The 12,098-nt window shown below is 61.7% G+C and carries 14 protein-coding genes; 9 read left to right on the forward strand and 5 right to left on the reverse strand.

Features of this window, described 5'->3' with window-relative positions:
- Nucleotides 1–145 precede the first annotated feature (145 nt).
- The 3 genes from QTJ18_RS10970 to gatA all read left to right on the forward strand — a co-directional run bounded on the left by QTJ18_RS10970 (nucleotide 146) and on the right by gatA (nucleotide 4,048).
- Complete coding sequence (locus tag QTJ18_RS10970; RefSeq protein WP_252751389.1) at nucleotides 146–2,011, forward strand: DUF3857 domain-containing protein; 1,866 nt, start codon at nucleotides 146–148, stop codon at nucleotides 2,009–2,011.
- 205 nt (nucleotides 2,012–2,216) lie between these two features.
- Nucleotides 2,217–2,504, forward strand: coding sequence for an Asp-tRNA(Asn)/Glu-tRNA(Gln) amidotransferase subunit GatC (gatC, locus tag QTJ18_RS10975; protein WP_252751889.1), 288 nt, complete (start codon nucleotides 2,217–2,219; stop codon nucleotides 2,502–2,504).
- A gap of 62 nt (nucleotides 2,505–2,566) precedes the next feature.
- On the forward strand, nucleotides 2,567–4,048 hold the full coding sequence (gene gatA / locus QTJ18_RS10980) for an Asp-tRNA(Asn)/Glu-tRNA(Gln) amidotransferase subunit GatA (RefSeq protein ID WP_252751388.1): 1,482 nt from the start codon (nucleotides 2,567–2,569) through the stop codon (nucleotides 4,046–4,048).
- Nucleotides 4,049–4,150: 102 nt separating this feature from the next.
- On the opposite strand, the gene QTJ18_RS10985 is transcribed toward gatA, so the two are convergent.
- Complete coding sequence (locus tag QTJ18_RS10985) at nucleotides 4,151–4,408, reverse strand: YjhX family toxin (protein ID WP_252751387.1); 258 nt, start codon at nucleotides 4,406–4,408, stop codon at nucleotides 4,151–4,153.
- A gap of 273 nt (nucleotides 4,409–4,681) precedes the next feature.
- On the opposite strand from QTJ18_RS10985, the gene QTJ18_RS10990 reads away from it, so the two are divergent.
- The 6 genes from QTJ18_RS10990 to QTJ18_RS11015 all read left to right on the forward strand — a co-directional run bounded on the left by QTJ18_RS10990 (nucleotide 4,682) and on the right by QTJ18_RS11015 (nucleotide 9,008).
- The gene (locus tag QTJ18_RS10990) at nucleotides 4,682–5,191 is read left to right on the forward strand and encodes a GNAT family N-acetyltransferase (RefSeq protein ID WP_252751386.1); all 510 of its coding nucleotides are present in this window, start codon (nucleotides 4,682–4,684) and stop codon (nucleotides 5,189–5,191) included.
- Nucleotides 5,192–5,308: 117 nt separating this feature from the next.
- The gene (gene gatB, locus QTJ18_RS10995; RefSeq protein WP_252751888.1) at nucleotides 5,309–6,814 is read left to right on the forward strand and encodes an Asp-tRNA(Asn)/Glu-tRNA(Gln) amidotransferase subunit GatB; all 1,506 of its coding nucleotides are present in this window, start codon (nucleotides 5,309–5,311) and stop codon (nucleotides 6,812–6,814) included.
- A 77-nt stretch (nucleotides 6,815–6,891) separates the two neighbouring features.
- Nucleotides 6,892–7,392, forward strand: coding sequence for a GNAT family N-acetyltransferase (locus tag QTJ18_RS11000; protein ID WP_252751887.1), 501 nt, complete (start codon nucleotides 6,892–6,894; stop codon nucleotides 7,390–7,392).
- Between the two features lie 129 nt (nucleotides 7,393–7,521).
- Nucleotides 7,522–7,989, forward strand: coding sequence for a GNAT family N-acetyltransferase (locus tag QTJ18_RS11005; protein ID WP_252751385.1), 468 nt, complete (start codon nucleotides 7,522–7,524; stop codon nucleotides 7,987–7,989).
- 99 nt (nucleotides 7,990–8,088) lie between these two features.
- Nucleotides 8,089–8,487 carry an NADH:ubiquinone oxidoreductase subunit NDUFA12 gene (locus QTJ18_RS11010; protein ID WP_252751384.1) on the forward strand — a complete coding sequence of 133 codons (399 nt, stop codon included), beginning with the start codon at nucleotides 8,089–8,091 and terminating at the stop codon, nucleotides 8,485–8,487.
- A gap of 98 nt (nucleotides 8,488–8,585) precedes the next feature.
- A complete protein-coding gene (locus QTJ18_RS11015; protein ID WP_252751383.1) occupies nucleotides 8,586–9,008 on the forward strand; it encodes a DUF2155 domain-containing protein in 423 nt (140 codons plus the stop codon).
- Between the two features lie 104 nt (nucleotides 9,009–9,112).
- Here QTJ18_RS11015 and aat read toward each other — a convergent pair whose 3' ends face one another.
- From aat to aroQ, 4 genes are read right to left on the reverse strand one after another with little or no spacing between them, the layout of a single operon-like run.
- The gene (gene aat, locus QTJ18_RS11020; protein ID WP_252751382.1) at nucleotides 9,113–9,733 is read right to left on the reverse strand and encodes a leucyl/phenylalanyl-tRNA--protein transferase; all 621 of its coding nucleotides are present in this window, start codon (nucleotides 9,731–9,733) and stop codon (nucleotides 9,113–9,115) included.
- Between the two features lie 2 nt (nucleotides 9,734–9,735).
- Nucleotides 9,736–11,085, reverse strand: coding sequence for an acetyl-CoA carboxylase biotin carboxylase subunit (accC, locus tag QTJ18_RS11025; protein ID WP_252751381.1), 1,350 nt, complete (start codon nucleotides 11,083–11,085; stop codon nucleotides 9,736–9,738).
- A gap of 19 nt (nucleotides 11,086–11,104) precedes the next feature.
- Nucleotides 11,105–11,584: an acetyl-CoA carboxylase biotin carboxyl carrier protein gene (gene accB / locus QTJ18_RS11030; protein ID WP_252751380.1), complete on the reverse strand. Its 480-nt coding sequence runs from the start codon at nucleotides 11,582–11,584 to the stop codon at nucleotides 11,105–11,107.
- Between the two features lie 25 nt (nucleotides 11,585–11,609).
- Entirely contained in the window at nucleotides 11,610–12,047 is a 438-nt protein-coding gene (gene aroQ, locus QTJ18_RS11035; RefSeq protein WP_252751379.1) for a type II 3-dehydroquinate dehydratase, read from the reverse strand.
- Nucleotides 12,048–12,098: the final 51 nt, after the last annotated feature.

Raw genomic sequence — 12,098 nt, forward strand, 5'->3', positions numbered from 1 at the left:
TCCCGGCGAAACCCGCGGTCCGGGCCGGGCGGCGCAACTGTGTCCGCGGGGACGCACCGGCTTTTCATTTCGCCGCGTGAATTTACTTCCAGAGGGCATCGCCCTATCTTTGGCCGGTTCGCATTCGATCACGAGCGTGCCGCCAATGAAGACATACGCCGTCAGCCTGCTGCTGGGTCTCAGCCTTGCTTGTGTTTCCAGCGCATCGGGTCGGGCGGCCGAAACGATTTTCGCCGAGGGTGTCGAAAGCATTTTCCACGATGACCTGGTGATCAATGCCGATGAGACGGGGCGTCTCATCGAGGTCATGGATCGCCGCGTCCTGCGCACCGCCGATATTTCCGATGCCGGCAAGTTCTCCTATACCTATGATCCGGACCATCAGACGTTCAGGATCATCGAGGCCTGGGTCGAGCAGGAGGACGGCAAACGCACCGAAGTGGCGCCGGAGACGGTCCTGATCCGTCCCAGCCGAGCCTCTGAAAATGCTCCCGGCTTCGTTTCCACGCTCACCGCAACGCTCTTGATCCCGCAGGTGGTTGTCGGGTCCAAGATCCACGTGAAGGTGGAAAGCCATACCTTCAAGCCGTTTTCGGCCACCGGCTACAACGCGTTTTTCTTCGCGCCGCTGCTGCGCGCCAGCGATGTCAATGTCACGATCCAGGCGCCGGCGGATCTGCCTTTGTCGCTCGGCTGGCGCAACGGCTTCAAGGTAACCGACACGACGCAGGCCGGCCAGCGGCTGATCCGGGCCACCGCGCAGGTGCGTGACGTGTCTGTCGAAAGCGAGGAGCGGCACATGCCGCCCTTTGTCGATCTGATGCCGCTTCTGACCGTCTCAACCCTGAAGGGCTATGAGGATCTCGGGCGGCGGTATCATGTCCTGGCAGCCGGCAAGGATGCCGTGACGCCGGAAATCCAGGCCCTTGCCGACCAGGTGACAGCCGGAAAGACGGGCCGCGAGGCGGCGCAGTCTCTCTATGACTGGCTGGCGCGCAACATCCGCTACGTGGCCGTCTATCTCAGCGACGAGGCCGGCTATGTTCCGCATGATGCGGCCGCGGTGCTGAAAGCCGGCTATGGCGACTGCAAGGATCACGTGGTTCTCCTGCAGGCCCTGCTGAAGGCCAGGGGCATCCGGTCGGAGCCGGTCATCGTCAAGTGGACCCAGGCGCGCAAGGATTGGCCGGCACCGGAAACGGGCGCCTTCAACCACATGATCCTCTACCTGCCGGATTACGACCTCTACGCCAATCCGACCGATAAATTCGCGCCTTTCGGCGTGCTGGATTATGCGCTCACCGACAAGCAGGTCCTGCATGCCACGGCCGAGCCCACCATGCGGCGGACGCCGGGGCTGAAGCCGGAGGATGCGGTTTTCACCACTGAGGGCGCCATCACCATCGCCGCCGACGGATCGATGACCGGCACGGCCACGGCAACGGCGACGCCGCTGCTCAGCATCTATCTTCGCCATGCGCTCTCCACCGAGAAGCGGCGCAAGGAGGGCATGAAGACCGCTGCCGCCGACCTGCCCCAACCGTCGCTTGGCCAGCTGACCACCACCGATCCTCAGGATATCGACCTCCCCTTCGATCTGACGATGAGCTGGCGGGCGGCGCGCGCCGTGCGGCTGTCCGGGTTCATCATGCCGGACCTGCCGGACTTTGCGCCGAACGACCCGCCGCAGACCTATCTCGACACGGGCGAGGCGCGGCGTTTTCCCGTTCTTCTCGGTCCCAAGGTGCTGAACTGGCGTTTCACCGTAACGCCGCCAGCCGACCGCAGCTTTGTCGTCGTTCCCGACGACACCCATGTCGAAAACGCCGCCGGGAGTTATGAGGCGCATTACCGCAGCCAGGATGGCAGCCTCCTCGTCAGCCGCAGGCTGGTGCTGAAGCCGATGGAAATGTCTGCCGATGGCTATGCGGCTGTCGATGCTCTCGCCAGAGCCTGGATCGAGGATCAGAGTTCGGTTGTCGCCTTGCGCAAGGCGCCGGGCAAATCGTGAGAGGCTCCTGCAGGTGCGAAAGCGGCCCCTGCAGACTTCGAGGCGGGCAGCGACGTCCCAGACAAGCCCTTGGCACCGGGCCGCCCTCTCTTTGACCGACTGATGTCTGTCCGGCAGTCTTTGCGACAGCTGCCTTCGCTAAAGCCGTTGCGCAGCTCTGGCCGGGCCATTATAGCGGGAGGGAAATCAGAGCCGGAGAAAGATGATGTCCGTCGACCTTGCTACCGTAAAGCGCGTTGCGCGCCTCTCCCGTATTGCCGTGACCGATGAGGAGGCGGAGCGGATGACCGCGGAGCTGAACGGCATTCTGGGCTTCGTGGAGCAGCTTTCGGAAGTCGATGTGTCCGGTGTCGAGCCCATGACCTCGGTCACGCCGATCACCATGCGCCAACGCGAAGATGCGGTCACGGACGGCGACAAGGCGGACGATATTGTCGCCAATGCCCCGATCTCGGACCAGAATTTCTTCCTCGTACCGAAGGTCGTCGAGTGAGCGGCCGTCGCTCTTCTCCGATCTTCCCATCCCGCACCGTCGAACGAGCCTGAACAAGCACCATGACCGACCTGACAAGCCTGACCATTGCCGCTGCCCGTGACCGGCTGAACGCCCGCGAGATTTCCGCCGTCGAGCTGACACAGAGCTATCTCAATGCCATCGAGGCCGCCAACGGCGCCCTGAATGCCTATGTGGCGGTGACGCCGGACAAGGCGCTGGCCATGGCCAAAGCCTCCGACGAGCGCCTGGCCGGCGGCCGAGGCGGCGCTCTGGAAGGCATTCCGATGGGGGTGAAGGACCTCTTCGCCACCGAGGGCGTGCATACCCAGGCCTGCAGCCACATCCTCGACGGCTTTTTGCCGAAATATGAATCGACGGTGACCGGAAAGCTCTGGAGCGAAGGCGCGGTCATGCTCGGCAAGCTCAACATGGACGAGTTCGCCATGGGCTCCTCCAATGAGAGCTCCTATTACGGGCCGGCGGTCAATCCCTGGAAGGCGGAAGGCTCCGACGAGAAGCTCGTGCCGGGCGGTTCGTCCGGCGGCTCCGCGGCTGCCGTTGCGGCGCATCTATGCGCCGGTGCAACAGCCACCGATACCGGCGGCTCCATTCGCCAGCCGGCAGCCTTCACCGGAACGGTCGGGATCAAGCCCACCTATGGCCGTTGCTCGCGCTGGGGCATCGTCGCCTATGCCTCCTCGCTCGACCAGGCAGGTCCGATCGCCCGCGACGTGCGCGACGCGGCGATTCTTCTGAAATCCATGGCCGGCGTCGACACCAAGGATACGACCTCCGTCGATGTCGCCGTGCCGGATTACGAAGCCGCGCTCGGCCAGTCGCTGAAGGGCATGAAGATCGGCATTCCGAAGGAATATCGCATTGACGGCATGCCGGAGGAAATCGAAAAGCTCTGGGCACAAGGTGTCGAGTGGCTGAAGGATGCCGGTGCCGACGTGGTGGAGATCTCGCTGCCGCACACGAAATACGCCCTGCCGGCCTATTATATCGTCGCACCGGCGGAAGCCTCGTCCAACCTTGCCCGTTATGACGGCGTCCGCTACGGCCTGCGCGTCGAAGGCCGGGACATTGCCGATATGTACGAGAAGACGCGCGCCAGCGGCTTCGGCAAGGAAGTGCAGCGCCGCATCATGATCGGCACCTATGTTCTCTCCGCCGGTTATTACGACGCCTACTACCTGAAGGCGCAGAAAGTGCGCACGCTGATCAAGCGGGACTTCGAAGATGCCTTCCATGCCGGCGTCGATGCCATCCTGGCGCCGATCACGCCATCCTCAGCCTTCGCCATCGGCGATAAGGAACTCGCCGCGGATCCGGTGAAGATGTACCTGCAGGACGTCTTCACGATCACGGTAAACATGGCCGGCCTGCCGGGCTTGTCGGTTCCCGCCGGTCTCGATCACAAGGGTCTGCCGCTCGGCCTGCAGCTGATCGGCAAGCCCTTCGATGAAGAAACGCTGTTCAAGACGGCGCATGTCATCGAGCAGGCGGCCGGCACCTTCTCGCCGAAGCAGTGGTGGTAATCGAGCCTCTTATCCGCCCGTGAGCGGCGGAGATGCGACCAGCGAAGACGGAACATCGTCACAGACAAGGCCGGCGCCAGATCCTGGCGCCGGCCTTGTTCGTCACCGGTTGTTCAGTTCCGATCGCACCAGAACCAGCCCGCGTTCGGTGATCCTGTATGGCTTGCCGCCTCGGGAGGCGATGGCACGCTTCTGCTTCAGTTTCCGGAAGGTTCGAAGGTCGAGGCCGCAAAAGGCCCAGCCCTCGCGGGTAATGAGCTGTACAGCCTCGATCTTGCGTTGATCGTCACGGGTGAGTTCGATCCTGCCGCCCTGGGCGAGCAGGTGAAGAATGCGCTGTTCCGCGCGTGAAATATCCATGATCGTTTCGTCCGACTGTCCCTTGGGGACACAACAAGAAGGGTCCGGACGCAATTGCATTGCGCCGGGGCTCGGTCTTGTTCTGGGCAACCTGCAAGGGGATTCCGGCAGGCCGCCCTTCAGCGGGACTCGGACGAATTGGACATCAAAACTCCTGTGACCTTTGAAGGATATCGAGAATAACGCGCACTTTCAACTGTTTGCCGTGAAGGTTTCGCTTGGAAACTGTGACAGGCAATGGTCTACTCAGGGCCAGCAACGAGCGGGACGAGTATGCTGACCATTCGCAATGCCCGTGAAGAGGATGTGGCGATCCTGACCGAAATCGGCCTGCGCGCCTGGGCCCAGGCGATCGGGCCGATTGGCGGCAATGAAGAGATTCGCGACAATGCCATCACCGCCTTTTCGAGTTTCGTCTCCCAGTCCTGGCTGACCATTGTCGTGGTCGACGAAAACGGTCAGGCCGTGGCCTGGGCGGCGCGGGAGAATCTCGATGAAGTCATCACCGACTTCTGGGTGGATCCGGATCATCAGCGGCGGGGGATCGGCGCCATGCTGCTGCAGGAGATGGAGGCGGAGATCCGCAATCACGGATTCGACGAAGTGAGGCTTGAGACCCACGCGCTCAACAGCGACGCAGTGACCTTTTTCGAGCGGAACGGCTTCCACATCAACTGGCTTTCGGTCGCCTATTCGCCAAAGCTCGATCAGGACGTGCAGTCGGTCGGCATGTCGAAATCGCTTCTCGCAGACGAGGGCGATACCTATGGACCCGGTATCTGACAGGCGGAGAACCCGGACATGGCGCCGTGCAGAGGCTTGTTCCTCGCAAAGCTTGCGCCCCTGCCGCATTTGTTCTACCTGACGAGCATTCAAACAGACCGCACGAAGAGCCAGCCGATGACCCTTGTCGATGTTCGCACGCCTGATCCGAAACGCTTCATTCCCGGTGCCACTGGTGATTGGGAAGTGATCATCGGCATGGAAGTGCATGCCCAGGTTCTCTCGAGATCCAAACTGTTTTCGGGGGCGTCGACAGAATTCGGCCGTGCTCCCAATTCCAATGTCTCGCTGGTGGATGCCGCCATGCCGGGCATGCTGCCGGTGATCAACGAGGAATGCGTCAAGCAGGCGGTGCGCACGGGGCTCGGCCTGAAGGCGCAGATCAACAACCGCTCGATCTTCGATCGCAAGAATTACTTCTACCCGGATCTGCCGCAGGGCTACCAGATTTCGCAGTTCAAGGATCCGATTGTCGGCGAAGGCAAGATCGTCATTTCCCTCGGCCCCGACCGTCAGGGCCAGTTCGAGGATATCGAGATCGGCATCGAGCGCCTGCATCTGGAGCAGGACGCCGGTAAATCCATGCATGACCAGCATCCGACCATGTCCTATGTCGACCTGAACCGCTCCGGCGTGGCGCTGATGGAGATCGTCTCCAAGCCCGATATGCGTTCTTCCGACGAGGCCAAGGCCTATATGACGAAGCTGCGCTCGATCGTGCGCTATCTCGGCACCTGCGACGGCAATATGGACGAGGGCTCGATGCGGGCGGACGTCAACGTCTCCGTGCGCCGTCCCGGCGAAGGTTTCGGCACGCGCTGCGAAATCAAGAACGTCAACTCCATCCGCTTCATCGGCCAGGCCATCGAATACGAGGCGCGACGCCAGATCGCCATTCTGGAGGAAGGCGGCTCGATCGACCAGGAAACCCGGCTCTTCGATCCCGGCAAGGGCGAAACGCGCTCGATGCGCTCCAAGGAGGATGCGCATGATTACCGCTATTTCCCCGATCCCGACCTTCTGCCGCTGGAATTCGACGACGCCTTTGTGGCGGAGCTGAAGGCGCATCTGCCGGAACTGCCGGATGACAAGAAGTCGCGTTTCGTGCGCGAGCTCGGCCTTTCGATCTACGACGCGTCCGTGCTGGTTTCGGAAAAGGCGATTGCCGATTATTTCGAAGCCGTGGCCGAAGGCCGTGACGGCAAGACGGCGGCGAACTGGGTTATCAACGACCTGCTGGGTGCCTTGAACAAAGCCGGCAAAGGCATTGAAGAGACTCCGGTTTCGCCCGTTCAGCTCGGCGGAATCATCGATCTCATCAAGGCGGAAACGATTTCCGGCAAGATCGCCAAGGACCTGTTCGAGATCGTCTTTGCCGAAGGCGGCGACCCGGCGGAGATCGTCGAGGCGCGCGGCATGCGGCAGGTGACCGACACCGGCGCCATCGAAAAGGCGGTGGACGATATCATCGCTGCCAACCCCGATCAGGTTGCCAAGGTCAAGGCGAAGCCGACGCTGTCCGGCTGGTTCGTCGGCCAGGTCATGAAGGCGACTGGCGGCAAGGCCAACCCACAGGCGGTGCAGGCACTGGTGAAGTCCAAGCTCGGTATCGAAGACGAATAGGCATGGGCGTTCGGTGACCGCGAAACCCAGTGCGCGTGCCGCCGGGCTCGGCAGAGCAGGATCCGGAGAGTGAGATGGTGTTTTTCGTCCGCAGCGCCAGCGATAAGGATGCGGAGGTCATTCGCAGCCTTCTGGTCGAAACCTGGCACGCGACCTATGACGGCTTCTATGGGGAGGCCAAGGTCAATGAGCTGATCGCTGCCTGGCACTCTCTTGCTGCCATCAAGGCGCGGATCAACAAGCGCGACGGCGAATATCTGGTGGCGGATGACGGGCGGCAGATCGGCGGCATCGGCTTTGCCGCCATGTCCGAAACCATGACCAAGACCGCGATCCTGCACCAGCTTTACGTGCTCCCGGCCTTTCAGGGCGAGGGGATCGGCCGGGACATTTTCGCCGAACTGGAAACCTGTTTTCCCGATGCCGAGATCATGCGTCTCGAGGTGGAGCCGCGCAATCAGGGCGCCATATCCTTCTACAAGCGCCTGGGCTTTGTCGAGGTGGATCGCACGAAGAATTGTGGTGATGCCGCGAGCGGCATCGAGGCCCTGATTCTCGAAAAGCCGCTGCTTGCGTAGAGCCCGCCGGCTTTGCCTGGATGTGGACGTCTGGGTCTCGGCGAGCGAGCGTTCGAGCAATTTGCGGTGGAGCGACCTCCGTGGACGCGCTACGCTGCTGATGGACTTGGCAGGAGGAGGAGCAGCAGGATGGATGGCGGCACGATTGTAATCCGCAAGGCGCGGGAGGAGGATCTGCCCGATCTCGTCGCATTGTTCGCAGAGGATGCGCTTGGCGGCCATGGCGACACGACCGATCCCGAGGCGCATGAGGATTATCTCAAGGCTTTTCACGCCATCGATGCGTCGGCGCAGGACCATCTTTTCGTCTGCTTGGCGCAGGATGCGGTCGTCGGTACGTTCCAGATCAGTTTTCTGCGCAGCCTGCCGGGCCGCGGCGCGCTGAATATGCGCATCGAAGCGGTGCAGACCCGCGCCGATCTGCGCGGGCAGGGGATCGGTGCCCGCATGATTGCGCATGCGCTTGAAGAGGGCCGCCGGCACGGATGCAAGGCGGCCTATGTAATCTCCAATGCGCGCCGCACCGATGCCCACCGCTTCTATGAGCGGCTTGGTTTTGCTCCCTCCCATGCCGGCTTCCGCATGCCGCTCAAATAGCGGAGAGCAGGCCGCGAAGCGCTGGACATTGCCGGTTCGACATTGCATAAGCGGGGCAAGGATACATTCCTTGTCTCTCGCGAGGACGTTGGAAAACTCATGAAAAATCTTCTTCTTCAGATCTTCACCTGGTGGAACGGCCAGACGATCGGCACTCGCTTCTATACGTGGCGCCACGGCAAGCGCGTCGGTGAAGATGAATTCGGCAATGTGTATTATGAAGGCGGCATGACCTCCTTCGGTCTGCCGCGCCGCTGGGTGATCTTCAAGGGCCCGACGGAAGCCTCGGCAATCCCCGCCGGCTGGCATGGCTGGATGCATTACCGCACCGATACGCCGCCGAGCCGGGAAGACTATGTGGTGCGCGAGTGGCAGAAGCCGCACCTGCCCAACCTCACCGGAACCGCCTTCGCCTATCGCCCCAAAGGCTCGCTGGAAGCCACCGGCGAACGTCCGCGCGTGACAGGCGATTATGATGCCTGGACGCCTGGCGCCTGAGGCTCCTCTCCGCGCTGACGCCACATTTGCACGATAGCGCGTTCTGGTTCTGCAGCCTCCCGTGGAACCAGTCCAATCATGTGGTGGGATCCATGCCAATGAAACATCTTCGCCCGATCGTCATCCTGCTGGCAGCGGGGGCTGCGTTGTCCGTCACGACAGCTTTGCCCGCCGCTGCAGCGCGTATCGACAATCCGGTGGCCGAATTTGCCGGGATCGACAAGATCACCGGCCGTATCACCAAGTTCGACGTCTATGTCAACGAGACGGTGCAATATGGCGCACTCCAGGTGACGCCGAAGGTCTGCTATTCCCGCGACGACAGCGAAGCGCAACGTATCGACGGCTTCGTGGAGGTGGACGAGATCACCCTAGACCGCAAGATCCGCCGCATCTTTACGGGCTGGATGTTTGCCGACAGTCCTGGCCTCAATGCCGTGGAACATCCGATCTACGACGTCTGGCTGACCGGCTGCAAGCAGAAGTCCGACGTACCGCCGCCGGCCTCCGCCAAGAAATAGGGTTTAGCGCAGGTACAGACCCTCGCACCCGCAGATGGCGATATCGGCGGAAACTGCTGCTAGCGCCCGGTCAGGGGGAAGGGGGCTGGCCGCAGGCGGCAATGTCAGGGGAAAGGCCTGTGCGGTGATTCCGTCGCCGCTTTCAGCAGGACGAGATAATCCGACTTGGGCACGTCGATCGCGCCGAAGGTTTTCAGGTGTTCCGTGGTGAATTGCGTGTCGAGGAGGCGGAAGCCATTGGCGTTCAGCCGCTCGACAAGGTGGACGAGGCAGATCTTCGAGGCATTGGTGCGCCGCGAGAACATGCTCTCGCCGAAGAAGGCCGCGCCGAGGGAGACACCGTAGAGCCCGCCCACCAGCTGATCCTGCTCGAACGCTTCCACGCTATGCGCATGCCCCATGCGATGCAGATCGGTATAAAGCTGACATATTGTGCTGTTGATCCAGGTGCTCGGCCGGTCTTCCGTTTCCGCAGCACAGCCCCGCATCACCGCTTCGAAGCAGGTGTTGACGCGGATGTCGAAGGGGCTCTTCCGGATGACCTTGCGCAGGCTTTTCGAGACATGGAAATCATCAAGGGGAAGAACGCCGCGAATTTCCGGCTCGACCCAGAAGATCTCCGGATCGTCGGCCGAATCGGCCATGGGGAACAGGCCGATGGAATAGGCGCGCAGCAGAACATCCGGTGTGATGGCTGGATAATATCTGCCGCGTCGCCCTGCCATGCTTATCCTTGCGGCTTGTCGTTAGCCAGGTAGTTCTCGAGCCAGTGAATGTCGTAATCGCCATTCGCAATATCCTGGTTGGACACCAGATCCTGGAACAGCGGCAACGTCGTCTTGATACCGTCCACGACGAATTCGTCGAGAACACGGCGAAGACGCATCATGCATTCGACGCGCGTGCGTCCGTGCACGATCAGCTTGCCGATCAGGCTGTCGTAATAAGGCGGGATCTTGTAGCCGGCATAGGCGCCCGAATCGACGCGAACGCCAAGACCGCCCGGGGCATGGAAATGCGTGATCGTACCGGGCGAGGGCACGAACGTCCGCGGATCTTCCGCATTGATGCGGCATTCGATGGCATGGCCGGAAAAGGTGATCTCGTCCTGGGTGACCGACAGGCCGGCTCCGGAGGCGACACGGATCTGCTCGTGAACGAGATCGATGCCGGTAATGGCCTCCGTGATCGGATGCTCCACCTGCAGGCGCGTATTCATTTCAATGAAGTAGAATTCGCCATTCTCGTACAGAAACTCGACGGTTCCGGCGCCGCGATATTTCATCTTCTCCATCGCGTCGGCGCAGATCTGGCCGATCTTCATCCGCTGCTCGACGTTGAGCGCCGGAGAATTGGCCTCTTCCCACACCTTCTGGTGGCGCCGCTGCAGCGAGCAGTCACGTTCGCCGAGATGGATGGCATTGCCGGCGCCGTCGCCCACCACCTGCACCTCGATATGGCGCGGCTTGCCGAGATATTTCTCCATGTAGACCGCAGCATTGCCGAAGGCGGCAGAGGCTTCGGTACGGGCCGTATTGAAGGCCTCGTCGAGATCGGCTTCTGTCTTGGCCACCTTCATGCCGCGTCCGCCGCCGCCGGCGGTCGCCTTGATGAGGACCGGGAAGCCGATCTGGCGCGCCGTTTCCAGCGCGTTTTCCTGCGTCACCTCGCCGGCAGAGCCGGGCACGACCGGGATGCCGAGCTCGACGGCGGTCTGCTTGGCGGTGATCTTGTCGCCCATCAGGCGAATATGCTCCGCCGTCGGTCCGATGAAGGTGATGCCGTGCGCTTCAAGAATATCGGCGAACTTGGCGTTTTCCGACAGGAAGCCGTACCCCGGATGCACGGCATCGGCGCCGGTGATCTCGCAGGCGGCAACGATCTGATGAATGTTGAGATAGCTGTCTCGCGAGGGCGGAGGACCGATGCACACGCTTTCGTCGGCAAGCCGGACATGCATGGCATTGGCATCGGCGGTCGAGTGAACGGCCACAGTTGCGATGCCGAGCTCCTTGCAGGCCCGAAGGACGCGCAGTGCGATCTCGCCGCGATTGGCTATGAGGATCTTGGAAATCATGAGGAGGCCTTAGTTGGAATCACTCGATGATGACGAGCGGCTCGCCATATTCGACCGGCTGCGCATCGTTGACGATGATTTCCGTCACCTTGCCGGAGCGGGGTGCAGGGATCTGGTTCATGGTCTTCATGGCTTCGATGATGAGAAGGGTCTGGCCTTCCTTGACCATGGTCCCCACTTCGATGAAGGCGCGTGCGCCGGGGGCGGGGGACAGATAGGCGGTGCCCACCATCGGCGCCGTTACCGCATTGGCGCGATCCTTGCCGGCATCGGCGGCCGGAGCGGCTGCCGCCGGGGCGCCGGCAGCCTGGGGAGCGGCCTGCGGCGCGTAGGATGCAGGAAGCGCAGCCTGGACGAATTGCGGTGCCTGGATATTGCGCGAAACGCGAATGCGCAGATCTTCCTGCTCCACTTCGATCTCGGTGAGATCCGTATCCTTCAGGATGTTCGCCAGGTCGCGGATCAACCCCTTGTCGATACCGTTCTTCTTCTCAGACATGGTCAACCTATATGTTCTGTTGTTCTTAGCTTGTGATGTCGCGCAGGGCATGCAGTGCCAGCACGTAGCCTTGCGGGCCAAATCCGCAGATCATGCCCTTGGCTGCAGGTGCAATCATCGACTTGTGACGGAATTCTTCCCGGGCATGAATATTGGAGATGTGAACCTCCACCACCGGCACCCGGATGGCGCGGATCGCATCATGCAGGGCAATCGAGGTATGGCCATAGGCGCCGGGATTGATGATCACGCCGGCGGCGCGTTCATCGGCCTCGTGCAGCCTGTCGACCAGGACGCCCTCGTGATTGCTCTGGAAGCACTCCACAGAGAAGCCCAGCGTCTCGCCGGCCGCCACGCAATTGGCCTCGATATCCTTCAGCGTCTGGCCGCCATAAATACCAGGTTCGCGTTTGCCCAGCATGTTCAGGTTCGGTCCGTTGAGGACGAAGATGGTCTTGCTCATGGATGTCCCGTCAAAAGATCAGGGCAACCTATAGACCGGCGCGACGGCAAG

This window comes from Rhizobium sp. SSA_523 (assembly GCF_030435705.1).
Taxonomy (GTDB): Bacteria; Pseudomonadota; Alphaproteobacteria; order Rhizobiales; family Rhizobiaceae; genus Neorhizobium.